The 25,374-nt window shown below is 54.3% G+C and carries 25 protein-coding genes and 1 pseudogene; 11 read left to right on the forward strand and 15 right to left on the reverse strand.

All coding sequences use genetic code 11. The features are described 5' to 3' along the window. The first annotated feature begins 65 nt into the window (after window positions 1-65). The 4 genes and pseudogenes from GH984_RS03875 to nth all read left to right on the forward strand — a co-directional run bounded on the left by GH984_RS03875 (window position 66) and on the right by nth (window position 3,536). Window positions 66-575, forward strand: a complete 510-nt coding sequence (locus tag GH984_RS03875) for a shikimate kinase (RefSeq protein WP_153718899.1) — start codon at window positions 66-68, stop codon at window positions 573-575. A gap of 8 nt (window positions 576-583) precedes the next feature. Continuing rightward, on the forward strand, window positions 584-2,236 hold the full coding sequence (gene metG, locus GH984_RS03880; RefSeq protein WP_153718900.1) for a methionine--tRNA ligase: 1,653 nt from the start codon (window positions 584-586) through the stop codon (window positions 2,234-2,236). Between the two features lie 8 nt (window positions 2,237-2,244). Beyond that, window positions 2,245-2,640 (forward strand): annotated as a pseudogene (rsxB, locus tag GH984_RS11130) (electron transport complex subunit RsxB); the annotation flags it as partial. 224 nt (window positions 2,641-2,864) lie between these two features. Continuing rightward, window positions 2,865-3,536: an endonuclease III gene (nth, locus tag GH984_RS03890; RefSeq protein WP_153718902.1), complete on the forward strand. Its 672-nt coding sequence runs from the start codon at window positions 2,865-2,867 to the stop codon at window positions 3,534-3,536. On the opposite strand, the gene GH984_RS03895 is transcribed toward nth, so the two are convergent. Beyond that, entirely contained in the window at window positions 3,478-4,701 is a 1,224-nt protein-coding gene (locus tag GH984_RS03895; protein WP_153718903.1) for an argininosuccinate synthase, read from the reverse strand. The genes nth and GH984_RS03895 overlap by 59 nt on opposite strands. Window positions 4,702-4,784: 83 nt before the next feature. Here GH984_RS03895 and pyrC point away from each other — a divergent pair, with 83 nt between their 5' ends. Both pyrC and rnt read left to right on the forward strand, forming a co-directional pair. Further along, window positions 4,785-5,819 carry a dihydroorotase gene (gene pyrC, locus GH984_RS03900; RefSeq protein ID WP_153718904.1) on the forward strand — a complete coding sequence of 345 codons (1,035 nt, stop codon included), beginning with the start codon at window positions 4,785-4,787 and terminating at the stop codon, window positions 5,817-5,819. Between the two features lie 13 nt (window positions 5,820-5,832). Next, entirely contained in the window at window positions 5,833-6,459 is a 627-nt protein-coding gene (gene rnt, locus GH984_RS03905; RefSeq protein ID WP_153718905.1) for a ribonuclease T, read from the forward strand. Between the two features lie 8 nt (window positions 6,460-6,467). Here rnt and grxD read toward each other — a convergent pair whose 3' ends face one another. After that, complete coding sequence (gene grxD / locus GH984_RS03910; protein WP_153718906.1) at window positions 6,468-6,794, reverse strand: Grx4 family monothiol glutaredoxin; 327 nt, start codon at window positions 6,792-6,794, stop codon at window positions 6,468-6,470. A gap of 96 nt (window positions 6,795-6,890) precedes the next feature. Here grxD and GH984_RS03915 point away from each other — a divergent pair, with 96 nt between their 5' ends. Continuing rightward, a complete protein-coding gene (locus GH984_RS03915) occupies window positions 6,891-8,126 on the forward strand; it encodes a DEAD/DEAH box helicase (RefSeq protein WP_153718907.1) in 1,236 nt (411 codons plus the stop codon). After that, entirely contained in the window at window positions 8,107-9,015 is a 909-nt protein-coding gene (locus GH984_RS03920) for a DMT family transporter (protein ID WP_153718908.1), read from the forward strand. The genes GH984_RS03915 and GH984_RS03920 overlap by 20 nt, the downstream gene beginning before the upstream one ends. On the opposite strand, the gene GH984_RS03925 is transcribed toward GH984_RS03920, so the two are convergent. The 3 genes from GH984_RS03925 to GH984_RS03935 are packed head-to-tail and all read right to left on the reverse strand — an operon-like array spanning window position 9,002 to window position 13,395. Then, a complete protein-coding gene (locus GH984_RS03925) occupies window positions 9,002-11,251 on the reverse strand; it encodes a translocation/assembly module TamB domain-containing protein (protein ID WP_153718909.1) in 2,250 nt (749 codons plus the stop codon). The two genes, GH984_RS03920 and GH984_RS03925, sit on opposite strands and share 14 nt — an antisense overlap. Then, window positions 11,251-13,002, reverse strand: a complete 1,752-nt coding sequence (locus tag GH984_RS03930; RefSeq protein WP_153718910.1) for an autotransporter assembly complex protein TamA — start codon at window positions 13,000-13,002, stop codon at window positions 11,251-11,253. The genes GH984_RS03925 and GH984_RS03930 overlap by 1 nt, the downstream gene beginning before the upstream one ends. Further along, window positions 13,003-13,395, reverse strand: coding sequence for a TraR/DksA family transcriptional regulator (locus GH984_RS03935; protein WP_153718911.1), 393 nt, complete (start codon window positions 13,393-13,395; stop codon window positions 13,003-13,005). It abuts the gene before it with no gap. Window positions 13,396-13,435: 40 nt separating this feature from the next. Between GH984_RS03935 and GH984_RS03940 the strand changes: the two genes are divergently transcribed. Next, window positions 13,436-14,980, forward strand: coding sequence for a bifunctional GNAT family N-acetyltransferase/carbon-nitrogen hydrolase family protein (locus GH984_RS03940; protein ID WP_153718912.1), 1,545 nt, complete (start codon window positions 13,436-13,438; stop codon window positions 14,978-14,980). 10 nt (window positions 14,981-14,990) lie between these two features. Here the strand turns inward: GH984_RS03940 and GH984_RS03945 are convergent, their stop codons facing one another. Next, a complete protein-coding gene (locus tag GH984_RS03945; protein WP_153718913.1) occupies window positions 14,991-16,196 on the reverse strand; it encodes a pyridoxal phosphate-dependent aminotransferase in 1,206 nt (401 codons plus the stop codon). A 150-nt stretch (window positions 16,197-16,346) separates the two neighbouring features. Here GH984_RS03945 and GH984_RS03950 point away from each other — a divergent pair, with 150 nt between their 5' ends. Continuing rightward, window positions 16,347-17,327 (forward strand): D-2-hydroxyacid dehydrogenase, encoded by a 981-nt coding sequence (locus GH984_RS03950; protein ID WP_153718914.1) that lies wholly within the window; start codon window positions 16,347-16,349, stop codon window positions 17,325-17,327. 65 nt (window positions 17,328-17,392) lie between these two features. On the opposite strand, the gene GH984_RS03955 is transcribed toward GH984_RS03950, so the two are convergent. After that, a complete protein-coding gene (locus tag GH984_RS03955; protein WP_153718915.1) occupies window positions 17,393-18,694 on the reverse strand; it encodes an aspartate aminotransferase family protein in 1,302 nt (433 codons plus the stop codon). Between the two features lie 98 nt (window positions 18,695-18,792). Between GH984_RS03955 and sufT the strand changes: the two genes are divergently transcribed. Further along, a complete protein-coding gene (sufT, locus tag GH984_RS03960) occupies window positions 18,793-19,344 on the forward strand; it encodes a putative Fe-S cluster assembly protein SufT (protein ID WP_153718916.1) in 552 nt (183 codons plus the stop codon). On the opposite strand, the gene fnr is transcribed toward sufT, so the two are convergent. The 8 genes from fnr to nrdR form a co-directional block, all read right to left on the reverse strand. Next, window positions 19,324-20,103, reverse strand: coding sequence for a fumarate/nitrate reduction transcriptional regulator Fnr (gene fnr, locus GH984_RS03965; protein ID WP_153718917.1), 780 nt, complete (start codon window positions 20,101-20,103; stop codon window positions 19,324-19,326). The two genes, sufT and fnr, sit on opposite strands and share 21 nt — an antisense overlap. 80 nt (window positions 20,104-20,183) lie before the next feature. Beyond that, window positions 20,184-21,113, reverse strand: coding sequence for a thiamine-phosphate kinase (gene thiL, locus GH984_RS03970; RefSeq protein ID WP_153718918.1), 930 nt, complete (start codon window positions 21,111-21,113; stop codon window positions 20,184-20,186). After that, window positions 21,097-21,552, reverse strand: a complete 456-nt coding sequence (nusB, locus tag GH984_RS03975; RefSeq protein ID WP_369691928.1) for a transcription antitermination factor NusB — start codon at window positions 21,550-21,552, stop codon at window positions 21,097-21,099. Before nusB ends, thiL begins: the two co-directional genes overlap by 17 nt. Further along, window positions 21,549-22,010, reverse strand: coding sequence for a 6,7-dimethyl-8-ribityllumazine synthase (gene ribH / locus GH984_RS03980; RefSeq protein WP_153718919.1), 462 nt, complete (start codon window positions 22,008-22,010; stop codon window positions 21,549-21,551). The genes nusB and ribH overlap by 4 nt, the downstream gene beginning before the upstream one ends. 27 nt (window positions 22,011-22,037) lie before the next feature. Then, window positions 22,038-23,162 carry a bifunctional 3,4-dihydroxy-2-butanone-4-phosphate synthase/GTP cyclohydrolase II gene (ribBA, locus tag GH984_RS03985; RefSeq protein WP_153718920.1) on the reverse strand — a complete coding sequence of 375 codons (1,125 nt, stop codon included), beginning with the start codon at window positions 23,160-23,162 and terminating at the stop codon, window positions 22,038-22,040. Window positions 23,163-23,177: 15 nt separating this feature from the next. Further along, complete coding sequence (locus GH984_RS03990; RefSeq protein WP_153718921.1) at window positions 23,178-23,771, reverse strand: riboflavin synthase; 594 nt, start codon at window positions 23,769-23,771, stop codon at window positions 23,178-23,180. A 2-nt stretch (window positions 23,772-23,773) separates the two neighbouring features. Further along, window positions 23,774-24,889 (reverse strand): bifunctional diaminohydroxyphosphoribosylaminopyrimidine deaminase/5-amino-6-(5-phosphoribosylamino)uracil reductase RibD, encoded by a 1,116-nt coding sequence (gene ribD, locus GH984_RS03995; protein WP_369691929.1) that lies wholly within the window; start codon window positions 24,887-24,889, stop codon window positions 23,774-23,776. After that, window positions 24,886-25,374: a transcriptional regulator NrdR gene (nrdR, locus tag GH984_RS04000; protein WP_153718922.1), complete on the reverse strand. Its 489-nt coding sequence runs from the start codon at window positions 25,372-25,374 to the stop codon at window positions 24,886-24,888. Before nrdR ends, ribD begins: the two co-directional genes overlap by 4 nt.

Raw genomic sequence — 25,374 nt, forward strand, 5'->3', positions numbered from 1 at the left:
ACGCAGGCTGTGGGGTTGATACTCAAGGACTTGTCGTCACCGGGCTGCTCGGGCAGATTAGGCGAATGAATACCGCAGAAAAAACCAATGTGGTCCTGATTGGGATGCCCGGTGCTGGCAAAAGTACCGTGGGTGTTTTGCTTGCGCGCCGTCTAGGCAAGGGGTTTATCGATACCGATTTACTGATACAGGCTCGGGCAGGACAAACCCTTCAGGATATTGTTGATCGTGAGGGGCATACCGCATTGCGTGAACTAGAAGCCGAGGTGCTCACAGCATTGCACTGTCATGATCAAGTTATCGCCACGGGTGGGAGCGCGGTTTACAGCGCCAAGGCAATGGCGGCACTCGGTAGTAATGGCATCATCGTGCATCTGCATGTCCCCATGGCCGTTATCCTAAAGCGCGTTACCGACTTTGACACCCGCGGAATCGCAAGGGCGGCCAATCAGACATTAGAGGATCTTTACGAAGAGCGTGAGCAGCTTTATCAGCACTATGCAGACATCAGCGTGGCAGTGGGCGAAACCGATCAAGAAGGTGCAGTCACCGCCGTGCTCGCAGCTCTGGCATAATACCCGTTATGAGCCGACAGATATTAGTGACCAGTGCGCTGCCCTATGCCAACGGGCCCATTCACCTAGGCCACCTTGTGGAATATATCCAAACGGATATTTGGGTGCGCTTTCAAAAACTTCGGGGCAATGAGTGCTGGTATGTCTGCGCTGACGATGCGCATGGCACACCGATTATGCTCAAAGCCCGAGAGCTCGGGCTAACCCCTGAGGCGCTTATCGAGCGCATTGGCAAAGAGCATCAGCGCGATTTTGCCGGATTTGGCATTGGCTTTGATAACTACTACACCACCCATTCAGAAGAAAACCGGCATTTTGCTGAGCTCATTTACACCCGCCTGCGCGATGGCGGTTGGATTGAGCGGCAAACCATTACCCAAGCCTATGACGAGCGCGAAGGGATGTTCCTGCCAGATCGCTACATTAAAGGCACCTGCCCGCGCTGCGGCGCTGACGATCAGTATGGGGATAATTGCGAAGCCTGCGGAGCAAGCTACTCACCTGATGAGCTTAAAAATCCGGTTTCAGTTGTTTCGGGTCAAACGCCAGTACAAAAAGAATCTGAGCATTACTTTTTTCGGCTGCAAGACTTTGAACCCATGCTGCGTGAGTGGGCCGCAAGCGAAGGGTTGCAGGATGAGGTCAGCAACAAACTGCAAGAGTGGTTTGAGGCCGGGCTACGTGCTTGGGACATCTCTCGTGACGCGCCTTATTTTGGCTTTGAGATTCCGGATGCGCCGGGCAAGTATTTTTATGTTTGGCTGGATGCGCCAATTGGCTACATGGCCAGCTTTAAAGACCTCTGTAATCGCATTGGACTAGATTTTGATGCGTACTGGGGTGCAGATAGCAAAGCCGAGCTGTATCACTTTATCGGCAAAGACATTGTGTATTTCCATGCTCTGTTTTGGCCCGCCATGTTAAAAGGCGCTGGCTTTCGCACGCCGACTCGCGTTTGCGCACATGGGTTTTTAACCGTTGATGGGCAAAAAATGTCGAAATCGCGCGGCACGTTTATCATGGCGGATACGTATCTGCGGCATCTCAACCCGGAATACCTGCGCTATTACTTTGCGGGTAAGCTGGGGGCTGGGGTTCATGATTTAGACCTTAACCTTGATGACTTCACGCAGCGGGTTAACGCCGAGCTGGTTGGCAAGCTTGTCAATATCGCCAGCCGATGCGCGGGCTTTATCCATAAACATTTCGATGGCCAACTTGGAGAGCGGCTCGATTCGCCTGAGCTCTTCCGCCACTTTAGTGCCAGTGCTGAGACGCTGGGCGGCTTTTATGAGGGCCGCGCTTATGCCCGCGTCATTCGCGATGTGATGGCACTCGCAGACGAGGCTAATCAGTATATTGACGAGCAAAAGCCTTGGGTTGGCATTAAAGACCCTGAGCAACAAGATGAGGTGCTTGCCGTCTGTACTACGGGTATTAACTTATTCCGCGTTTTAATGCTGTATCTCAAGCCGGTATTGCCCAACATTTGCGCAGAAGCAGAGTCCTTTTTAAACACCCCGCCGATGCAATGGCAGGATGCCAGTCAACCGCTGCTATCGCATGCCATCAACCCTTACAAGCCGTTGGCAACGCGCGTTGACCCGGCCGCCATTCAGGCAATGCTCGAAGATTCGAAAGAAACATTAGTTGCCACATGACCCGAGCGGATCAAATTGACGCCTTACTGCCGCAAACGCAGTGCGAGCAATGTGGCTACCCGGGTTGCCGCCCGTATGCCGAGGCTATTGCTGGGGGGCGTGCCGATATCAATCAATGCCCGCCCGGTGGGCAGGAAGGCATCGATGCGCTGGCCGAGTTACTCGGGCTGCCCAGTAAGCCACTTAACCCGGTGCATGGCCAGCACCAACCCCCGCGGGTGGCATGGATTGACGAGGCGGTCTGTATTGGGTGCACCAAATGCATTCAGGCCTGTCCTGTTGATGCAATTTTAGGCGCTCGCAAGCTGATGCATACCGTGATCACTGAAGAGTGCACGGGTTGTGATCTATGTCTGGCACCCTGTCCGGTAGATTGCATTTATATGCACCCAACCGAGCGTGAAAAGGAATCTGAAGCGCAGCAACAAGCCCGGCGAGATCGTGCAAGAACGCGGTTTAATGCACGCAAGCAACGCCTGCGCAAACAACGCCGAGAGGCCACCCGAGGGCGTCACGCCCGCCCGGCACTGCCAGATCGTGAGGTGCGCCAAGCAACGGCAAAAGCTGCGCTGGCACGCGTGCGCGCCCGCCGCCAAGCGCGGCATAACAACTCAGATCGTGATCAATCATGAATGCAGCTAAGCGCCAAGCCATTTTTGAGCGCCTGCAGGCGGCTAACCCCAGCCCCACAACCGAGTTGGAATACAACACCCCATTCGAGCTGCTGATAGCGGTTATTTTATCGGCACAAGCCACAGATCGGGGGGTCAATAAAGCCACTCGCAAACTGTTTGCCGTTGCCAATACGCCTGCCAGCATTCACGCCTTAGGCGAAGCTGGCTTACGTGAGTACATCAAAACCATCGGGCTTTTTAACAGCAAAGCGAAAAACATTATTGCCACCTGTCAGGCATTACTCACCGAGCATGATGGCCAGACTCCGCGTGATCGCGCATCGCTTGAAGCGCTGCCCGGCGTGGGTCGTAAAACCGCCAATGTCGTGCTTAACACGGCCTTTGGTGAGCCTACGATGGCAGTCGATACCCATATTTTTCGCGTTGCCAACCGCACCGGCATTGCCAAAGGCAAAACCGTGCGTGCCGTAGAAGATCGCTTGCTCCGCGTTGTGCCCAAACCCTTCTTAAAGGATGCCCATCATTGGCTGATTCTGCATGGCCGCTATGTTTGCGTGGCTCGTAAGCCACGCTGCGGTGCTTGCCCCATTTATGACCTTTGCGAATTTAACGAGAAGACGGACGACGACGCGCCGCCACCCGCAAACGCAAAGCGTTCAGCTTAATAAAGCCTTCCGCATCTTTTTGGTCATACGCCCCGGCATCATCTTCAAAGGTGGCGATGCTGGCATCAAACAGGTTGTCATTATCAGATCGACGCCCCACCACATCCACATTGCCCTTGTATAAGCGCAAGCGCACCGTGCCATTAACCGGCGTTTGGGTTTGATCAATTAACGCCTGCAGGGCTTCACGCTCGGGGCTCCACCAATACCCGTTATAAATCAGCTCGGCATAGCGCGGCATCAGGGCATCTTTTAAATGAGCCGACTCCCGATCAAGCGTGATCGATTCAATGGCCCGATGCGCTCGCAGCAAAATGCTACCGCCGGGTGTTTCATAACACCCTCGCGACTTCATCCCCACATAGCGATTTTCCACAATATCGATGCGCCCAATTCCGTTTGCCCCACCAATTGCATTCAACGCGGCCAGTAGGTCATGCGGCGCCATGGCTTGCCCATCAAGGGCAATCGGATCACCGCCACTAAACTCAATATCAATTTCCGTGGGATTATCAGGGGCTTGTTGTGGGCTGACGCTCCAGCGCCACATACTGTCTTCCGCCGGCGTCCAGGTATCTTCTAATACACCGCCTTCATAAGAGATATGCAGCAAATTCGCATCCATTGAATAGGGCGATCCACCGCCTTCCTGCTTACCCTCAATAGGAATACCCCGCTCTTCAGCGTACGCCAGCAGTCGCTCGCGCGAGTTCAAATCCCACTCACGCCATGGCGCAATCACCTGGATACCGGGCTCTAGCGCATAGTAGCCAAGCTCAAAGCGCACCTGATCATTGCCTTTGCCCGTTGCGCCATGGCAAACGGCATCAGCACCGGTTTCACGGGCAATCTCGATCTGGCGCTTGGCAATTAAAGGCCGCGCAATAGAGGTGCCTAAAAGATACTCCCCTTCATAAATGGCATTGGCCCGAAACATGGGAAAGACGTAATCGCGCACGAATGTTTCGCGCAAATCGTCGATATAAATCTCATCCACGCCCAGCTGCTTTGCTTTAGCCCGTGCGGGCTCAAGCTCTTCGCCCTGGCCTAAATCAGCCGTAAATGTAACCACCTCGCATTGGTAATGATCACGCAGCCACTGCAAGATTACGGATGTATCAAGGCCGCCAGAATAGGCCAGCACCACCTTTTTAATATCGCTCATTAATGCTCTCTCGAACCCAAAGCCCTAATGATCGGCGTCACGAAGCGCAGAATCAAGCTCTCTCCGGCTGGTACACTATGCAAATGGACAGAATCACCTTAACAAAACCGGATGATTGGCATCTGCATCTTCGTGATGGCGCGGCGCTACAGGATGTCGTGGGCTACAGTGCCGCTCGCTTTGGGCGGGCCATTATTATGCCCAACCTGGTTCCACCCGTTACCACCACCGATGCCGCGCTGGCCTATCGTGAGCGCATTCTGGCCGCCCTACCGGCGCAGAGCCCTTTTGAGCCGTTAATGACGCTGTATTTAACCGATAACACATCGCCCGATGAAATTGCTAAAGCGGCAGCCAGTGGAATCATTCAAGCCATCAAACTTTATCCCGCTGGGGCAACCACTAATTCAGATTCGGGCGTTACTGATATTAAGCGCTGTCACGACGCGTTATCTGCCATCGCCGCGCATAACTTAGTGCTTTGCATTCATGGCGAAATTGCCACGCCTACCACTGATATTTTTGATCGGGAAACGGCGTTTTTAGAGCAACGCTTGGCGCCTTTGCTTGAAGATCACCCCAATCTGCGCGTGGTCTTAGAGCATCTGACTACTCAAGCGGCCGTTGAATTTGTGCGCAATGGTCCTGATCGACTAGGCGCAACGATTACACCACAGCATTTACTGCTGAATCGAAATGACATGCTGGCCGGCGGCATTCGGCCGCATTATTACTGTTTGCCCATTTTAAAAAGAGAACGCGATCGTGAGGCACTGCTTGCCGCTGCTACCTCGGGGCACCCGCGGTTTTTCTTAGGCACCGACAGTGCTCCACACGCACAAGGCGCTAAAGAGTCTGCCTGCGGCTGTGCGGGCGTATTTTCTGCCCCGCTCGCCATCGAGCTATATGCTGAGGCATTCGATCGTGTGGGCGCCATTGAGCGGCTAGAAGGCTTTGCCAGCCATCATGGCGCCGATTTTTATGGTCTGCCGCGTAATCAAAGCACCGTTACTTTAGAGCGCGTGCCACAAAACATTCCAGCGGCACTTCCCTACGGCGCCGAGCAAATCATTCCGATGCGTGCCGGAGAGCAAGTGGCCTGGCGATTAGTTCAATAATGGAGTTTTCCTAATGCCCCCCCATATCGCCCAACGTTTTCGCGGATTTCTACCGGTTGTGGTTGATATCGAAACCGGCGGGGTTAATGCGGCAACAGACGCCGTGTTGCAAATTGCCGCGGTCATGGTGCACATGAATGAAGACGGTTTGCTGCGTACTGGCGAAACCTACACCACGCATGTAGAGCCCTTTGAAGGTGCCAACCTCGATCCAAAATCGCTTGAGTTTAACGGCATTGACCCCGATCACCCTCTACGAATGGCGGTGTCGGAAGAAGCGGCTTTGCGGCAAATTTTTCAGCCCATACGCGAAGAAATCCGTGCGACTGGCTGCACCCGTGCGGTGCTAGTTGGGCATAACGCTTGGTTTGATTTGGGCTTTTTAAATGCCGCGGCTAATCGGGTACCGATTAAACGCAACCCATTCCACCCATTTTCTTGCTTTGACACGGCTACGTTGGGTGGCTTGGCCTACGGCCAAACCGTATTGGCTAGAGCCGTTGCTGCGGCGGGGTTACCGTGGGACGCACGCGAGGCACACTCAGCCATTTACGATGCAGAAAAAACCGCAGAGCTCTTTTGTACCATCGTCAACACATGGGACCAGGTGGCCGGCAGACCCGCTGCCGACCCCCGTTAAGCGCACGGTTACTCAGCGCTTTCTGTTGCGGCTTGCACCGCTTTTTTTAGCTCGCCGCTTTCGTACATCTCCATAATGATGTCGCAGCCGCCCAGCAGCTCGCCGCCAACGTAAAGCTGCGGAATCGTTGGCCAGTTGCCATAATCTTTAATGCCCTGGCGGATGCCTTCGTCCTCAAGCACGTTCACGTAAGCAAACTCGACTCCACAGCCGGCCAATGCCTGTGCGGCGCGCATTGAGAAACCGCACTGGGGAAACTGCGGGGAGCCCTTCATGTACAAGATAACTGGGTTGCCTTCGACTTGCTCACGAATACTCTGCTGGATGTCCGTCATAATTTCTTACCTCTTAAAAAATTATTTTGATTGTACGTGGTGATAAAAAAACACGCGAGGGGCAAAACTCTGCCAGATACGGTATGCTCCGCGCCCATGGAACAAGATCATCTTTCTGAAACAACGTTTGAATCACTCGCCTTACATGAGTCTTTGCTCACCGGCCTGAAAGAAGCTGGCTTTGAGCGCTGCACCCCCATACAGGCGGCCACCCTGCCACTTGCACTACAGCGCAAAGATATTGCCGGACAAGCACAAACTGGTACCGGTAAATCGGCAGCCTTTTTGCTGGCCTGTATGCATTTACTGATGACTACACCCGTGGCGGCCGATAAAAAAGGCCCTTGGGCCATTGCACTGGCCCCCACCCGTGAGCTTGCTTTACAGATCCATAAAGATGCGGTGCGTCTGGGCTGGTTTACCGGTATGGAGTTTGCTTGCATTTATGGCGGCACTGGCTATGAGAGTCAACGTAAAACGCTGGAAGCCGGCGCCGATATTGTAATTGGGACCCCCGGGCGCATTATCGATTTTTACAAGCAGGGCGTTTTCTCGTTAGATAACATCGAGGTTTGCATTCTTGATGAGGCAGATCGAATGTTTGATATGGGCTTTATTGCCGATATCCGTTATTTGCTTCGTCGTATGCCACCACCCGATAAGCGGCTCAACCTGCTGTTTTCGGCCACATTATCAGAGCGCGTGCGTGAGTTGGCTTACGAGCATATGAACGAGCCTGAGGCTGTGACGATTGAGTCGGAGACCATCACCGCAGATCGGGTACGCCAGCAGCTCTATCATGTGCAAAATACCGATAAAATCCCGCTATTACTGGGCATTTTGGGCCAGCTTGAGGCAACGCGTACGCTGATCTTTGTTAACACCAAACGCGATGCCGATAAGGTTACCGGGTATTTGCGTGGTAATGACATCAAAGCGGCCGTCATTTCTGGTGATATTGCACAAAATAAGCGTGAGCAGTTACTCGGTGAATTCCAAAACGGCAAACTGCCAGTGCTGGTTGCCACCGATGTGGCCGCACGCGGGCTTCACATTCCCGAAGTCAGCCATGTAATTAACTACGATCTGCCACAAGACCCTGAAGATTACGTACATCGGATTGGGCGTACTGCACGGGCCGGCGCAGCAGGCGATGCGATTAGTTTTGCCTGCGAAAGCTATGTCTACTCGCTGCCAGATATCGAGCAGTACATCGATCAAAAAATTCCCTCAGAGATGGCGCCAGAAAGCCTTTTGGCAACAGACATTAAGCCACCGGCACGCATGCCAGGACGACGACCCGCCCGGCGTAATGGCGCATCCGCATCGTGAGCTCTGGTTAGCCTATTTGGGGCTAACCTTAACTCCGCTGTTTTGGGCAGCCAATGCGGTGGCGGCAAGGGGTACTGCCGGTGAGATACCACCGGTTACCCTAGCGTTTTGGCGCTGGATTATCGCCCTGATCATCTTATTGCCAATTGGACTACCGGGGCTGCTGCAGCATCGCGATATTGTGCGTAAGCACTGGCGCAACATGCTGCCCATTGCCGCACTGAGTGTGGGCGCATTTAACACACTACTGTATGTGGCAGCCCAAACCACCACCGCACTAAATATTGCGCTGTTTAATTCAACCCTGCCCATTGCCGTGGCATTGATGGCCTGGATAGTTCTTGGCGATATGATCAACCGCAGCAAGGGCATTGGCATTCTGTTTGGCCTTTGCGGCATGCTGGTGATTATTACTGAAGCCACGCCGGCACGATTACTGGGCCTCGACTTTGCCACCGGTGATCTGGTGATGTTGGCTGCCGTGCTCTGCTGGGCCAGTTTTTCAATTTTGCTGCGGCGTAATCAAATCCCGCTGCCTGCCATGTCTTTTTTGCTACTGCAAATTGCTTTGGGCCTGCCGTTTATTTTGCCCTTTTTCCTTTGGGAGTCAGCCGCCTACGGGTGGTACCTACCCCCTACAGAGGTTGCCTGGATATTCCCATTTGTTGCCATCTTTCCTGGCATTTTGGCGTATGCCTTCTGGAACCGCGGCGTGCAAACTGTTGGGCCGGCGCGGTCTGCCATGTTTTTGTATCTCATCCCCGTGTTTGCAGCGCTACTCGGTGGCTTAATACTCAACGAATCGCTCGCGCTCTTTCATGCCGGCGGTGGTCTGCTGATTTTGATTGGGCTTTATCTGGCCGCACGCCCCACGCCTAGTCGTAGTTAAACGAATAAATAACATCCACGGCGCTATCGCCGCCCGTTACCGCCTCCAGGTAGAGCTGACGGTTGAGGTAGTAGCGCAGGCTTAACGTATTTTGTGGCTGAAACATATTCACGCCATAGCGCACCAGCAAATTCGGGGCAATATAGCCAGAGATGGCCACTTGCGCGTCTTCGCCCTGACCGCGAGCTTCCAACTGGAAGTCTCGAATGCCCAACTGCTCAGCCAGCGCTGAACCTAATTTGCCACCCCCAAAAATGCCCAACGACAATGCCGCCTGCCCCAATAAGGCCTCTTCACTCGCACTGGCCTCGCCCGGCGGTCGCCCGGTCAACAAATAAGCCAGGATACTGGCCTGTTCCATATACGGATCAGAAAATAGGGTAATACGCGGCTGAGATGGCTGGCCCGTTACACGCACGCCCGCCATAATATCGGCCGCCTCTCGCACCGCTTCAAGGTCAACTCGCGGGTCGGTCAGCGGCCCGGCAAAAATCAATCGCCCACGGCGAATGAGTAAACGCTGACCATAAATTTCATAGGCCGCATCAACGAGCTCAAGAATACCTTCCGCCTCTGCGGCTGCCTCACCCACTTGGCGAAGCTGCAGTGCCCCCGTCAGCCCACCATTTGCGCCAAACCCTGAAAAACGCACATCGTTGCCCAAACGCAGTTCAATATGACTACGAAGAGTGCGCTGCGTTGCCACTGCTTGGGTGAGGGGCTCGCCCGCGTCATCCACCAAAACAGCATCTTCTGACACCCGAACCGCGGTAGCTGGGGGCGCCGCCAGCTCGATACGCGCCTGCGGAACCAATAGCTCACCGCTCACGCTAATCGAATCCTCCGCCAGCCGAATAGCGATATCTGGGGTAAGCGATAACTTCACCAACGTTCCCTGATCAATTTCTAATGCCTGTCCGCTAATGCGCACTGCGCCTCGCAACAAACCATCAGACCAGCCGAGCACGCCAGTGGCTTGCCCCTGCCCGGCGCCCGCTGCAAACTGCCCATCCAGCACCGCAACATCACCTTCTAATGCCACATTCACCGAAATCGCTTCGATCGGATTAACGATTTGCGCCGGCAATAGTGTTGCATCATCCACCCTCAACAACCCATTAAATTGGGGCTCTGCCGGCGTGCCGCCTAGCTCTCCCGTTGCCCGTAATCGCCCAGAGGCCGCCCGCACGGTAGGCAGCGCGCCCGCAATCGGTGAAAGATCTACCCCATCCAACCAAACCGAGCCATTTAACTCAGCTGTTTCAGTCAGCGGATCGTTAAGATAAAACGCAAAACCACCTGTGCCGATATCGGGTGAGGCAATACCAACGCGCAGTCCTGCGCGTGCGGCAGTCATATCAACATCAGCAACAACTCGCTGATAAGAAAGCGTAATGGGCGGCTCATCATCAGCCACATCCACCTCGATCTGCGAGGCAGAACTATCCATGGTTAGCCGTGCGCGCGGCGCGGCAGTCGGTGACCAAGAAAGGTTTGCCGAGCCTGCCATCATGCCCGGCAGAATAAGCGTATCGGGTAGCCAGGGGCGCAATACCTCTAACGGGAGCGCATCCATGCTGATATCAACCTGACCGGCCTCTGGTGTGATATCAATGGGCTCAGCACACAGTCGTAATGGCCGACCAGCCCAACAATGCGACTCCAACGCAATCCTTGGTTCTGCCGTTGCAACGCGCAGCGTAGGGGTGCCCTCTAAAGTCCAAGTTCCAAAGGGCAACATCAATTCTGCTTGGGCGATTTGGCCTTCCCAAGTTAGCGCTTCGTCATACGTTGCCTGCAGCTGCAGGATGGCACCCAGTTCATCACCTTTAACGGCTTGCAGGGCGGCACTTATCTGCTGATCATCAAGACTAAAGTGCGCATCGGCAATTAAATAATCAATAGACTCCGCCTGCTCACCCAAACGCAAATCCACCGCTGATAAATACAGGGTATCTAGGCAAAACTCGCGCTTGAGCACGCAGTCTGGCTGCCACCGCAACAAGGCTTTTTGAATGCTGACTTCAAGATCACGCTCAGCATCTACCCAGCGAATTTGACTGAGCGTTAGCCCATCAAGAACAGAGCCGGCATCCACTGAAACCTGCAAGGCCGGCAACTGATCCATTGCCCGGTTGGCTAACCAGCGCGCGCCATCGGTGGTTGATATCAGCCACGCCAGCGCCAATGCGCCGAGCATGACCAGTGCAATCAACAAACGAACTAACCCGGCCATTAAAAGGGAGGCCCAATTGATAGATGCAGTCGTATCGGCACGTCTTCCCGACTCACACCCCAGGCCAAATCAATCCGCAGAGGCCCAACGGGCGTATTCCATCGCAGACCAAACCCAGTGCCAACCTCCACTTCCATATCCTCGAGGCGGTTAAATGCGTTGCCTGCATCGGCAAACACCGCAGCCCGCCAGCCTGACTGCAGCGCATGGCTGTATTCCATGCTCCCGATCGCTAAATACCGGCCGCCCGTTACCTCACCACTGGCATCCCGTGGCCCCAGACTCCTAAACCCAAAGCCGCGCACACTTTGATCACCACCCGCAAAAAAGCGTAGTGACAGTGGCACATCGCTAAAGTTATTGGTGGCAATGCCGCCCCATTGGGCACGCAGCTGAAAGCGGTGTCGCTCGTTAATGCTGCGCAGCCAAGTCTGAGTGATCTGCAAGCGGGCAATATCAATATCAGATAGCACTTGGCGTGAGGCAAGCTGCAGCTCATAACTTTGATAATCCCCCCAGTCAGGATCTAGCCCGCCACGCGAGCGCGTGCGAGCAAAGCTCAACCCTGGCAGCAAAAGCCGGGCGCGCCCCTCATCCAGCCCAACGCGAAATTTCTCCTCAAGTAACTGAACGGTTTGTGTGCGTGTCCACCCTGATTGAAAGGTAAGCCGCCGGCCAACCCCCAATAGTGCGCGTTCACTGCGATTGCCATCGATCGCTTCATCCTCCAAGCCCACATCAAAGGTCAACTGATCGCGCAATGGATCTGCTAAGGGCACGGTGTAGCGAGCACTGACCGTCTGGCGCAAGTCTGATAAGCGCAAATCGGTGTTAAATTGATGCCCCCGATTATTGACGTAATGTCGCGTAAACCCCACGCGAACCCGCGGCCCCTCGTCGGTTGAATAGCCGGCACCGGTAAGTACCGTATTGCGCTCGCGCGTTTCTAACTCCGCTTGGATGGGGACTTGCCCGTCGGTCGCGGCATCCCGCCGCGTGGTAACCACCACATCAGAAAAGTAACCACTTTCTAAAAGGCGTTGGTTTAAATCGACGACGGCCTCTGAGGTATACGGTGTGCCAGGCTGAAAGGGCACCAAACGATCTAAAAACTGCGCCTGAAACGGAACGGCAGAGAACTCCACCTCGCCCAGCGCATATCGCGGCCCGGTTGCAAACACCCAATCGATATCCGCCCAACCCTGATCGGGGTTAATGGCTAGTCGCGAGGTAGTAAATTCATGATCAAAATAACCGCGGCTCTGCGCTAAATTACGCAGGGCCGATTTGCTTTGATCATAGTTGCCATGGTGCAGCCCCTCGCCGGGGCGCAAGGGGAGCTCGTCAAGCAGATCAAGCAACTCAGCGTCGTTATCCCCATCGCCTAGCAATTGCCAGCGAAACTCACGCAACGAAACCCGATTGCCCGGTTCGATGGCTACTTGCAGCGTCCATGTGTCTGCCTCTTGGCTGAGCTGTATGTCTACTTCTGGCTGGTAGTAACCCACGGCCATCAGGGCATCAAGCACCCGCTGCCTTGCCCGATCTCGAAAAAACCGGGCTGCTAATGCAGACTCAATTTCGGTTCCATCATCAAGCCATGCAAGCACATTTTTATGGGCTTCTCCCTCAACCCCCGAGATCTCAATCGTGACCGGCGAGGCTTGCGCCACCCCACTTCCAGCCGCATGCACTAACACAAAGGCCAGAAACACCCCGCCAATGCGCGATTGAGCTGCTGCTGCTTTCACTCAGAGCTGAGGGGGACGCCCAGTTGCGTGCTCAACACGCTCCTGACAATGGATGCAACGCAACGCGGATGGGTAGGCCTGCAATCGCTCATAATCAATGGGCTCACCACAGTCTATGCACACGCCATATCTGCCATCGTGCCAAGCGCGTAACGCCGCCTCATTAGCCTGCAATTCACGAACATGGCGATCGATATCGGCATATTCAATGTCGGCCAGCAAATCAACCACTGACTCATCCCCTGAGTCTCGCACGCGGTCCATAATGTCTTCGGCACGATGCAGATCGGCTGCTCGCAGTTCACTGCGGATTTCTTCTTGCAAAGCGGCTGAATGAGCTTCAAGTGCTTGCTTGAGCGTTTGTCGTTGATCTTCGGTTAGCTGATTCGTCATCCCTACTCTCCCATTGGTCGTCGCATGATATCCTTTCGCCATGTCTGATCACGATAACACTAGCGAAGAACATCGGCTGCGGTTACGGCATCTCAAACTGTCTGACTATTCAGATGTTAAAAAGATCATGGATGCCGTTTATCCAGATCTTGGTGGCGCGTGGACGCGCAAACAATTCAGCGCTCAAATCAATCGATTTGCTGAGGGCCAAATCTGCATTGAAGACAACGGGCAAGTGGTGGCCGGCGCTATCTCGATGATCGTTGACTATGATCGTTTCGGTGATCGGCATAAGTACAACGATATCACTAGCAATGGCTACCTCACACACCATGATCCCAATGGTGATGTACTCTACGGTGTTGATATATTTGTGCACCCTGACTACCGCCATATGCGCCTAGGTCGCCGCCTTTATGATGCGCGCAAAGAACTCTGCCGCAGCCTAAATTTACGCGCCATTGTGGCTGGTGGCCGCATGCCCGGCTATAAAGAACACGCGGCCGAAATGCCGCCTGAGGACTATATCGATCTGGTCAAACGCCGCGAGCTGTTTGATCCGATTCTCTCGTTTCAACTGGCCAACGACTTTCATGTGCGGCGCGTCATTACTGCCTACCTGCCAGAAGACACAGACTCTCGCTCTTATGCCACGCTTTTGCAGTGGGATAACATCTTTTATGAAAGTGAGCGTACGCCACTGATTGGCGGACGAAAATCTGCCGTTCGCGTTGGTACCGTGCAATGGCAGATGCGCCGGGTAACCAATTTTGAAGACCTCATGACCAATATCGAGTTCTTCGTAGACGCCATGGCAGGCTATAACTGCGACTTCATCCTATTTCCCGAATTCTTTAACGCACCGTTACTGGCTCAATTCAATCAGGAAGACCCCGCCGAGGCCATGCGCGGGCTATCGCAATACACCAGCGAAATTGTCGACAAAATGAGCCATATGGCGGTGTCGTACAACATCAATATTATTGCTGGCTCGATGCCGGTTTACGATGACAACGCGTTGTATAACGTGGCCTACCTATGCCACCGCAATGGCCATGTTGATCATCACTACAAGCTCCACCCCACGCCCGATGAGCGTTTTTATTGGGGTGTTCAGGGCGGTGATGTCCTTAAAGCCTTTGATACCGATGTTGGCAAAATTGGAATCCTCGTCTGCTACGACGTTGAATTCCCTGAAGTCTGCCGCCTGCTGGCTGATCAGGGCATGCAAATCCTCTTTGTGCCCTTTTGGACAGATACCAAAAACGCTTATCTTCGTGTTCGTCGATGCGCGCAGGCACGAGCCATTGAAAATGAATGCTATGTCGCCATTACTGGCAGCGTGGGCAACCTGCCTCGCGTTGAGAACATCGAAATCCAGTACTCACAGGCAGCCGTATTTTCGCCCTCAGATTTTGCCTTCCCGCATGATGGAACGGTGTCAGAATCAACACCCAATACCGAAATGACGCTGATTGTTGATTTGGATATGGACAAAATCAAACAGCTCCGCGCCGAAGGCTCGGTGCAGAACGCCAAAGACCGCCGACTGGACCTCTACCGGGTCCAGTGGCTAGATGATTAAACCGCCTTCGTTAAAACTTCTGTTTTGCCAACCAAGGCTGCATGCGGGCAAATGCCTCTTCGATATTCTCCATAGAGTTAGAGAAGCTAATACGAATGGCATTACGGCAGGTATCGCCAAAGGCATCACCCGGTATCACACATACCCCCGTTTCCTGCAACATGCGCAGCGCGATATCCGTACCATCCGTATGCGGAGGTAGCGACGGGAAGAGATAAAACGCCCCTTGTGGCACATAGCCCGTTAAATGCGGCGTCTCACTTACCAGCTGCACAACCCGATCTCGGCGGCGACGATACTCCGCGTTCATCTCATCCACACAGGCCATATCGCCCTGCAGGGCCGCCACGCCGGCCCACTGCGCGGGCGTACTGGCTACCGTGGTGGTAAACATGTGATAGCGGCGTAGCTTTTTAATGGCACCCTGGCTGGAAATGAGCCAACCAATTCGCAGCCCTGCCATGCTGAAGGTTTTGGAGAAGCTGGAAATTGACATCACATGATCAAGATCAGAGGTGCAGCTAATCACGCTCGGAAACTCCAGCCCCTCTTCTAGCAAAATATGGTCGTAAACCTCATCGGCAAAGACATAAACCCCGCGGTAAGCCGCCTCTTGAACAATCGCCTCGATGGTCTCTTTTGGATAGACCGCACCGCTTGGGTTACTGGGCGAGTTGAGCACAATGGCAAAAGTCCGCATACCAATGGCGTCTATCACCTCTTGCGGGTCAATCTGATGGCCATGCTCTGGGCGGGTGGGAATAATTTTCACCTCACCCCCATTCATCCGAATGAGCGGTGCATACAGCAAAAAGGTGGGGTCAGTCACAATAAACTGCCGCCCTGGGGCTGCGGTAGCGGTTAGCGCTAGGTACATCGCTTCGGTAGCGCCAGTGGTAACTAAAAAGTTATCTTCTGTTAACTCACGGTCATACCGCTTGCTGTAATAGCGGGCAAGCTCTGTTAACAGCTCTGGCAAACCCGCATCCATGGTGTACCCGGTCAGGCCATCTTGCAGGGCCTGAATATGCGCATCAACGATATGTGGCGGCGTTGGAAAATCCGGCTGACCAATCGAAAGATGGATCACATCCTCAAGATCAGCAGCGGTATTGATCATTCGCCGAATACCCGGCATTGGAATAGCCTGCAAAGACGGACTGAACAGCGGCGCCTCTGCCTGATCGCCCTGATCCATTTCTACCGGATTCACCATGAACGCCTCTCCTCTATGACAAACAGGTTAAATTGATCGATTACAGCGCGAAGCTAGACCGCCGTTGCCACCCGGTCAAGTCTTGTTTTATGTAGGGCTGAGCAGTACCGTCTAACTCATTAAGCCACCGGCCAAAGGAAACGCTCTAAAATGCCCACTGCAGATGCAAAAATCGTTGTACTCACGGCGCCTGGCGAAGGCTTGCCCGAGGGTATGGAAGCCCTAAAAAAAGAGGCTGAGGTACATTTGGCTGAAGATGGCTCAACACTGCGTAACGCCATTCCCGGCGCTGCTGTGCTGTGCGTTACCGACTTTCGTACCGATGCGCTTAGCGAGGCTTGGGCTGCTGCCGATAACCTGCAATGGATTCATGCCACCAGTGCCGGGGTGGATGCTCTGCTCATCCCCCCTGTGCGCGAAAGTGACATTCCCGTAACCAATGCTCGCGGGGTTTTTGATCTGTGTATTGCAGAGTATGTTCTGGGTCAGGTCATTAGTTTTTGTAAGGATTTTGCCGGCAATCTGCGCTTACAACAGGCCCAACAGTGGGTGCATCGCGAAACCGAGCCGGTGGCTGGCCGTACTGTTCTGGTGGTTGGCGCGGGTTCTATTGGTCGGCAGATTGGCCGCCTTTGCAAAGCCGTTGGCATGGCCGTTGATGGTGTTGGCAGACGCGCGCGTTCGGGTGATGACGAATTTGGGGCAATTTACGCCCAAGCAGACCTACTATCGATTTTGCCAGACTACGATTTTGTGGTGATTGCCGCACCATTAACCCCACAAACCGAAGGCCTCTTTGGTCAGGCGGAATTTAAAGCCATGCACCCGAGTGCGCGACTCATCAACATTGGGCGTGGGCCAATCGTACAAACCACAGCGCTGGTGGCCGCTTTAGAAAATGGCGAGATTGACGGCGCAGCGCTCGATGTTTTTGAGCAAGAACCACTCCCGGCCGATCATCCACTATGGGGTTTTGAGAATGTTCACATCTCCGCGCACATGGCCGGCGATTTTTTTGGCTGGCGTAAGGCACTCTCTGAGCAGTTCATTGAGAACTTTCACCGTTGGCAGGCCGGTGACCCGCTACAGAATGTGGTAGATAAAGCGCAAGGATTTATTGGGACCAATTAAAACGTAACAGCGGGTAGATCGCTTAGCGCAACCTACCCGCTGTTAATGGTTAATTTAAGCTTAAATTAACCCGTGCTGCGCATTGGCTGAACGCCGCTGCCACCGCCCGTTTCAATAAGCGCCTCTTCAAACCGATCGACGGCCCAATCGATTTGCTCAGCCGTGACGATCAGCGGCGGGATCCAACGAATCACGTTACCACCCCATGGGCCACAACGAATCATTAGCAACCCACGATGCTCACAGGCTTTAAGCATTTTGGCACCACGATCACCATCTGGCTTGCCATGCGCATCAACCAAATGCGTACCGATCATCAGGCCCTTGCCGGAAATATTACCAATCTCAGGATGTTGCTCTTGCAGCACTTTTAAGCGGTTCCAGAGTTGCTCTCCACGAGCCTTTGCGTTTTCGATGAGCTTCTCATCACGCATCACATCCAACGTAGCAAGGCCCGCAGCACACGCCACGGCGTTACCACCATAGGTGCCACCCTGAGAGCCTGGCAATGCCTTGGCCATTAGTTCGGCAGGCGCTGCCATAAATGAGAGCTGAAAGCCGCTGGCCACACCCTTAGCAGACACCACCACATCGGGCTCTACACCAAAATGCTCATAGCCCCATTGAAGGCCCGTGCGGCCATTACCACACTGCACCTCATCGGCAATCAATAAAATACCGTGCTTGTTGCACCGCTCCTGCAGACCCTGCATAAAGCGAGTATTGGCCGGAATGTAGCCGGCTTCACCCTGAATCGGCTCAATTAACATTGCCGCGGTTTCCATCGGCGTGCTTTGCACTTGCAAAATATAGTCAAGCTCACGAAGGGCAAAATCGGCCGCGTCATCTTCGCTCATGCCATACCAATAGGTATCCGGAAACGGTGCTGTTACCACGCCACCCATCATGGGTGAGACACCTTGGCGCACTGCGGCGCTTGAGGTAGTGGTTGAGAGCGAGCCCATCGTCCGCCCGTGAAAGCAACCACGAAAAGCAATGATGTTGGGCTTGCCGGTGGCCTGCCTTGCCAAGCGAATAGAGGCCTCTACCGCCTCGGTACCCGCATTGGAAAAGAACACACTATCAATCGCATCCGGCAACATCTCACATAGCCGATCTGATAATTCCATCATCGGCCGATGCTTCATAATTGCGTACTGCGCGTGAACCACCTTGTCAATTTGAGCCTTGGCAGCCTCTACCACGCGGGGGTGACAGTGGCCTGTGCTAAGCACGCCAATACCCGAAGAGAAATCCATGTACTTCCCGCCACCTTCTGCATAGATGTAAACGCCTTCTGCCCGTTCAACAACAATGTCGCTGGACTGGCGAAGTAGCGGTGAGAGATGGTGGACGTTGTCAGTCATGCCAAACCTCCTGGCAAAAGAATTCAACTACAAGGATACGGATTCACAATGCCAAATGCTATGCTATCGGGATATCGCAGTTGAGAGAGATAAGCATTATGGCCATGCAAAGTAACGAACCGGTTGTTTTTGAACGGGACTGCGAAGCGGCATTAATTCCGGCTGGAGACACGGGCATCATTCCGCAAGGTGCGGAGGGGATGATCACTCAGGCGCTGGGTGGCAGCTATACCGTTTACATTCAGGGCAACCTATTTCGGATCGATGGCAAAGATGCCGATGCAATCGGCAAAGAACCTGAGCCAACACCAGTGCTACCCGACAATGCCTCAGATAGCGATGTGGAAAAACTGGTTTGGGATCAGTTAAGACGCTGTTTTGATCCCGAAATTCCAATTAACTTAGTCGAGCTTGGCTTAGTCTACCGCTGCGACATCAGCGAAATGGAAGATGGCAATCGCCGCGTAGACATTGATATGACGCTAACCGCTCCCGGCTGCGGCATGGGCGATATTATTGCCTACGACGTGCGTGAGAAAGTACGCCAAGTACCCACCGTAGAAGAAGTTAATGTTGAGGTGGTTTTTGACCCGCCATGGAATTTCGAAATGATGTCAGAGGCCGCGCGTTTACAAACTGGAATGATGTAGCTTCCCCACGGGTGGCTCATCATCGGTGGGCCGCCCGCTTAGCTCGGTAAGCGCCGCAATATCAAGCAACTGTATCTCACGCCCATCGGCGCTTAACCAGCCATTCTCTGAAAACCGCCGAAACAAACGGCTCATCGTTTCCGGTGCCAGACCTAAGTAGTTACCCAAATCACTGCGCGCCATTGGCAACCGAAAACGCGTGGCAGATAGCCCCCGGCGGGAGAATCGATCAGAAAAGCTCAATAACAACATCGCCAAGCGCTCTTCAGCGCTTCTTCTTGCCATGGCAAACAGCATTTCCTGATCAGCGAAAATCTCTTTAGACATCAAGCGCAACAGTTGGCGCTGCAAACCGGGGATGTGCGCCGCTAATTGTTCAAGCTCCTCAAACGGCAATGCACAAACGCTGGTTGTCTCTAGCGCTGATGCAGAACAAGGATGAACCCAGCTATTAATGGCATCGAGCCCAATCAGCTCGCCAGGTAGGTGAAAACCCGTGACCTGTTCTTCGCCCGTTTCGGTAACAGAGAAGGTTTTCAAAGACCCTGAGCGCACGGCATAAATCGCTTTAAAGCCATCCCCCGCGCGGTAAAGATGGCTACCGCGCTTTAGCGGCTTGCGCCGCTCTACAATCGAGTCGAGCTGCTCCATATCTGCCTCGCTCAGCGCCATCGGCAGACACAGCTGATTAAGACCGCAGTGTGCACAGGCTTGGCGAAGATTAGAGACCCGGAATGCAGAGGAATCGGCGATAGTCATGACACTCCTATTGCTAAAAACCAAAGCGCATGTCTGTATGGTAAGCGACCTCAGAGGGCATCGCCACCCCCGGAAGCTCGTTAAAAGTGCTGATAACCCGCCGTACGTAAATCAACACGCTCATTATCCAGCCACACACCCGCACCAAAATCTGCCTGACCAATGCAGGTTACCAGTGTTTGGGTAGCTTGCGCGGCCTGCTTAACCGCTTTGTCGGCATCCGGCGGCGCAGCAAAACAAAGCTCATAGTCATCACCACCCCGCAAAACTGCTTCATAGCTCACCGCATCGCTAACCTGTGCGAGCAAACGAGTAGAGTCTAGTACCAAAGCAACGTCGCTTTGCCTTGCCAAATGCCCAGCATCAGCAAGCAAGCCATCTGAAATATCAATAGCAGCCGTTGCCAACCCCTGAAGTGCTAAACCGAGGGCAACTCTTGGCGTGGGATATAAAAACCGCTGTACAACGGGCTCATCAATGGTGGCACTGCCATCTGCTTGCCATCTTGCCAAGCCGGCCGCCGCCTCACCGAGTTGCCCCGATACCCAAATTCGATCGCCAGGCTGCACGCCCGCGCGCCGCAGCGGCTGATGAGGCAGCCGGCCTGTTACCTGCACCGTAACGCTCAAAGGCCCGCGAGTGATATCTCCACCAATCAACGCCAATTCATGCTGGCAGGCCAATGCGTGTAAACCTGCAGCAAACTGCTCAACCCAGGCTTCATCCATGGCGGGCAATGTGAGGCCCAGCAACCCCCAGCAGGGCTTGGCTGCCATCGCGGCTAAATCACTTAAATTAACCGCAAGTGCACGCCAACCGACACAGCGGGCTGGTAAATCTGCCGGAAAATGCACATCTTGCACGATCGTATCCAGCGCCATCGCCAGCGGCTCACCGGTAGTGGCCACAATGGCCGCATCATCGCCCACACCCTGTAAAACATCGTCTCGATGAGTCCCAAGGCGGCTTAAATGCCGAGCAATGAGGTCGAATTCAGAGCAACCCTGCATGACGTAGCTCAGCTTGGCGTAAGGGAAGTGACTTGCCCACCTTATCGAGTACCCCATTAATAAAGCGATGGCTCTGCTCTGCACCAAATCCATGGGCAAGCTCAACCGCTTGATCGATTACCACTCGATAAGGCACATCAATGCGCTCCATCAGCTCAAAGGTACCCAGTCTGAGTAGTGCAAGCTCTACAGGGTCGAGCGTTTTGGCGGGGCGGTCTAAAAACGGATCAAACACCGCATCTAGGGCACTAACGCCGTCAGTAATACCCCGCAAAAGGGCACTGAAATAGTCTAAATCAATTCGACCCAAGCGATATTCATTCAAAAACTGCTTTTCGATGGCGCGCGGATCACCCTCAGTGAGTTGCCATTGATACAGGGCCTGAAGAACTCGCCGCCGCGCACGGGCACGACGTTGTTGGCTAGGCGCGCTACTCACAAATGACGCAGCAGGCTAATCATCTCAAGCGCAGAAAGCGCCGCCTCCGCACCTTTGTTGCCTGCCTTCGTGCCGGCTCGCTCAATGGCTTGTTCAATCGTATCGGTTGTTAACACTCCAAAAGCCACGGGCACACCGGTTTGCGCTGCCACCTGGCCCAAGCCCTTAGCGCATTCACCCGCCACATATTCAAAATGCGGGGTGCCGCCCCGAATGACGCAGCCTAGCGCCACAATAGCATCGTAGTCTTTAGAGGCTGCTAATTGATGGGCCACAACCGGCAGCTCCCATGCGCCCGGCACACGCACCAAGGTGAGCGCTTCTTCTGCCACCCCATGCCTAACGAGTGCATCGCGCGCTCCACTAACCAGTCGATCTACGATGAAGTCGTTAAATCGCGTTGCTACCAACGCCACCCGCGCATTGGTGGCGGTAAAGTCACCTTCAAGGATTTTCATTGTTCTACCATCTTGTTGATGTTTCTCTTAGGCAGACTGTACGTAGTCCACCACTTCCATACCAAATCCAGACAATCCGTACATAATGCGCGGATTTGACAGAACACGCATCCGGCGAACGCCTAAATCGGTCAAAATTTGCGCACCCACACCATAGGTCCGCAAAGACTGAACGTGCTCGCTTACATCTTCAGCCACTTGCCCTGTCTGCGCCAATGTCTGAAATTCTCGCATCCGCATGAGAATTTCGCTGCGATTACTGGCCCGACGCAACATCACTAAACACACGGTTTCATCTTGGCTTTCTGAAATTTCGCTTAGCGATTCTCTTAGCGACCAGGTTTGATCTGGCGCCACCGCACCAAATAAGTCGGACAATGTATTTTCTACCTGCACCCGCACAAAGGCCGGCTTTTCTGGGTCAGGCTTACCCCGCAGCAGCGCAAAATGCAGCGCGCCATCTACCGTGTCCTGATAGGCATACAGATGGAACTGACCAAATTCGGTGGGTAATTCACAGTCTGCAACACGCTCTACAGTGCGCTCATTGCGCACGCGATAGGCAATTAAATCGGCAACTGTTCCAATTTTAATGTCATGGGCCTTGGCAAAGGCTAATAGGTCATCACGCCGTGCCATGGTGCCATCTTCATTCAAGACCTCAACAATAACTGCCGCCGGCTCAAACCCCGCCAACCTGGCTAAATCGCAGCCGGCCTCGGTATGCCCTGCTCGCGTTAAAACTCCGCCAGGCTGCGCCATTAAAGGAAAGATATGCCCCGGTTGCACAATGTCTTCGGGCACGGCATTGGGTGCCACGGCCGCCTGCACCGTGCGCGCGCGATCTGCGGCCGATATACCGGTAGTCACTCCCCTGGCCGCTTCGATCGATAGGGTAAAATTGGTGCCATGCTGATCTTCAGCCTGATTAACCATTAACGGCAGGCGTAACTGCGCGCAACGCTCACGCGTTAGCGTAAGGCAAATCAGCCCGCGCCCGTAGCGGGCCATAAAATTGATATCTTCCGGCCGCACCATCGAGGCGGCCATAATCAGATCGCCCTCGTTCTCGCGATCTTCATCATCAAGCATCAACACCATTCGCCCAGCGCTGAAGTCGGCTACGATCTCTTCGATGCTATTAAATGCCATAGTGCTGCGGGCCCCTTACGCCCGGTCGAGCAAACGCTCGAGGTATCTTGCAATTAAATCGACTTCTATATTGACGGGCTCACCCACTTGGCGCTGACCTAAATTGGTAACCGCTGCGGTATGCGGCACGATGTTAACCGCAAACTGCGGCCCATCTACCTCATTAACCGTCAAACTGATGCCATCAACGGCCACAGAACCCTTAACGGCAATGTAATGTGCCAGTTCTGCAGGCACGGCAAAAACCCATCGCTCTGAGCGCCCCGCAGGCTCTCGGCTAATCACTTGGCCCACACCATCAATATGCCCACTAACCAAATGCCCGCCAAGCGGCGTTGACAGGGTTAGTGAAGTCTCTAAGTTCACACCCTGCCCCGGCTTTAGCGTACCGAGCGTGGTGCGCTCCAACGATTCGATAGACACATCGGCAGCAAAAGAGTCGTCATCAATATCAATCGCGGTTAAACAACAGCCATTCACAGCAATGCTATCGCCTGCGTTAACCGTACTTAAATTAAGGTCGGGCGCTTTAAACCGTAGCCGCCGATCACCGCCTACCGCCTGTGTATCAATCAGCGTGCCCATGGTTTGAATGATGCCGGTAAACATGTCTAGCCCTCTTCTCGATCGCCAACCCGCAGGGTTAATCGAAGATCATCGCCCACCATTCGCTGATCTAACATTTTTAATGGCAGGCGATCTGCCATTTGCTCAAGCCCCGTCAGCTCAAGGAGCGGACGCCCCTCGTTACCCATTAGGTGCGGCGCCAAATAAATAATCAATTCATCAACGCGGCCCGCCTGTACCCAGGCACCCGTCAATCTGGCACCGGCCTCCAGAAGAACCTCGTTTGTCTCTACAGCGGCTAGCGCCTCCAGCACACCGGTGGGGCCAACATGACCGTTATCTTCCAGCGTGGCCTCCCACAGCTCTGCGCCTGCATTGACTAATGCCGGTTCACGCCCCGGCATCGTGCCACCGTGAATAATCGTCACGCCCTGCTGGTCGCTTAACATGCCTGCACTCGGTGGCGTTCTGAGCTGCGAGTCGATAATGACCCGGCGCGGCGGCAAAAAATCGCCAGTAAAATCACGCACGGTTAGCTGAGGGTCGTCTGCTAAAACGGTATCAACCCCAGTCACAATGGCACTGCTCTGCGCCCGCAGACGATGCACATCTGCCCGCGCCGCCGCACCGGTAATCCATCGGCTTTCACCAGAGGCCATTGCCGTTCTGCCATCTAAGCTGGCCGCCAGTTTGGCCCGCACATAAGGCAACCCGGCACGCATCCGTCTAAAAAACCCGGGATTTAATTGCTCTGATTGCTCAGACAACAGCCCAAACGCAACCGCTACACCGGCTTCACGCAAGCGCTCGAGCCCGCGCCCACCCACGCGAGGGTTGGGGTCTGTAGCCGCCACCACCACTCTTGCTAAACCCGCTTCAATTAGGGCATCGGCGCAAGGGGGCGTGCGACCATAATGGCAACATGGCTCTAGGCTCACATAAGCGGTGGCGCCGGTGGTATCACCACCCGCTGCCGCAATAGCCAACACTTCGGCATGCGGCTCACCCGCGCGATGATGCCAGGCCTCAGCTAGCTTTTGCCCATCTCGCACCAGCACACAACCCACCCGTGGGTTTGGATCGGTTGTGCACATGCCCCGGGCCGCAAGCGCAAGGGCTTGAGCCATCCAGGCATGATCTTCCGCGCTAAAATCGCTCACAAACGCCCCGAATCATCGGTGGGCGGCGATGATTTGCTATGTTCGAGGCCTTCGATTACCTCGCGAAAGGCGCTCACATCCTGAAAGCTTCGGTAAACAGAGGCAAAGCGCACGTAGGCCACCTGATCAAGCTCACTGAGCTCTTGCATGACCCATTCACCGAGCAAACTCGCCTGAACTTCACCCTCGCCAAAGGCGCGAAGACGCTGCCGAATACGACCTAACGCCTGTTCTACCACCTCGGTTGGAACCGGGCGTTTTTCTAGGGCGCGCAGCATGCCCGTGCGCAATTTGGCATCATCAAATAAAACCCGCGTGCCATCACGCTTAACCACGCGCGGCATTACCAGCTCTGCTGCCTCGTACGTCGTAAAACGTTCTCCACAGGCGGTGCATTCGCGCCGCCGCCTAACCTGATCGCCCTCACCCGCCAGCCGAGAGTCTACAACCCGGGTATCATCGGCCTGACAAAAAGGACAACGCAT

This window comes from Spiribacter salilacus (genome assembly GCF_009649225.1).
Classification (GTDB): domain Bacteria; phylum Pseudomonadota; class Gammaproteobacteria; order Nitrococcales; family Nitrococcaceae; genus Spiribacter; species Spiribacter salilacus.

What these genes read in the sequence shown, in the direction of transcription:
- GH984_RS03945 (WP_153718913.1), bottom strand. Translation starts at nt 16,196, where the DNA reads ATGGTGAATCCGGTAGAAATGGATCAGGGCGATCAGGCAGAGGCGCCG.
- ribH (WP_153718919.1), bottom strand. Translation starts at nt 22,010, where the DNA reads ATGAAAATCCTTGAAGGTGACTTTACCGCCACCAATGCGCGGGTGGCG.
- GH984_RS03920 (WP_153718908.1), top strand. Translation starts at nt 8,107, where the DNA reads ATGGCGCATCCGCATCGTGAGCTCTGGTTAGCCTATTTGGGGCTAACC.
- GH984_RS03935 (WP_153718911.1), bottom strand. Translation starts at nt 13,395, where the DNA reads ATGACGAATCAGCTAACCGAAGATCAACGACAAACGCTCAAGCAAGCA.
- metG (WP_153718900.1), top strand. Translation starts at nt 584, where the DNA reads ATGAGCCGACAGATATTAGTGACCAGTGCGCTGCCCTATGCCAACGGG.
- GH984_RS03875 (WP_153718899.1), top strand. Translation starts at nt 66, where the DNA reads ATGAATACCGCAGAAAAAACCAATGTGGTCCTGATTGGGATGCCCGGT.
- pyrC (WP_153718904.1), top strand. Translation starts at nt 4,785, where the DNA reads ATGGACAGAATCACCTTAACAAAACCGGATGATTGGCATCTGCATCTT.
- GH984_RS03955 (WP_153718915.1), bottom strand. Translation starts at nt 18,694, where the DNA reads ATGACTGACAACGTCCACCATCTCTCACCGCTACTTCGCCAGTCCAGC.
- GH984_RS03915 (WP_153718907.1), top strand. Translation starts at nt 6,891, where the DNA reads ATGGAACAAGATCATCTTTCTGAAACAACGTTTGAATCACTCGCCTTA.
- ribBA (WP_153718920.1), bottom strand. Translation starts at nt 23,162, where the DNA reads ATGGCATTTAATAGCATCGAAGAGATCGTAGCCGACTTCAGCGCTGGG.
- thiL (WP_153718918.1), bottom strand. Translation starts at nt 21,113, where the DNA reads ATGCAGGGTTGCTCTGAATTCGACCTCATTGCTCGGCATTTAAGCCGC.
- GH984_RS03990 (WP_153718921.1), bottom strand. Translation starts at nt 23,771, where the DNA reads ATGTTTACCGGCATCATTCAAACCATGGGCACGCTGATTGATACACAG.
- sufT (WP_153718916.1), top strand. Translation starts at nt 18,793, where the DNA reads ATGGCCATGCAAAGTAACGAACCGGTTGTTTTTGAACGGGACTGCGAA.
- GH984_RS03950 (WP_153718914.1), top strand. Translation starts at nt 16,347, where the DNA reads ATGCCCACTGCAGATGCAAAAATCGTTGTACTCACGGCGCCTGGCGAA.
- GH984_RS03895 (WP_153718903.1), bottom strand. Translation starts at nt 4,701, where the DNA reads ATGAGCGATATTAAAAAGGTGGTGCTGGCCTATTCTGGCGGCCTTGAT.
- GH984_RS03940 (WP_153718912.1), top strand. Translation starts at nt 13,436, where the DNA reads ATGTCTGATCACGATAACACTAGCGAAGAACATCGGCTGCGGTTACGG.
- grxD (WP_153718906.1), bottom strand. Translation starts at nt 6,794, where the DNA reads ATGACGGACATCCAGCAGAGTATTCGTGAGCAAGTCGAAGGCAACCCA.
- nrdR (WP_153718922.1), bottom strand. Translation starts at nt 25,374, where the DNA reads ATGCGTTGTCCTTTTTGTCAGGCCGATGATACCCGGGTTGTAGACTCT.
- fnr (WP_153718917.1), bottom strand. Translation starts at nt 20,103, where the DNA reads ATGACTATCGCCGATTCCTCTGCATTCCGGGTCTCTAATCTTCGCCAA.
- GH984_RS03925 (WP_153718909.1), bottom strand. Translation starts at nt 11,251, where the DNA reads ATGGCCGGGTTAGTTCGTTTGTTGATTGCACTGGTCATGCTCGGCGCA.
- rnt (WP_153718905.1), top strand. Translation starts at nt 5,833, where the DNA reads ATGCCCCCCCATATCGCCCAACGTTTTCGCGGATTTCTACCGGTTGTG.
- nth (WP_153718902.1), top strand. Translation starts at nt 2,865, where the DNA reads ATGAATGCAGCTAAGCGCCAAGCCATTTTTGAGCGCCTGCAGGCGGCT.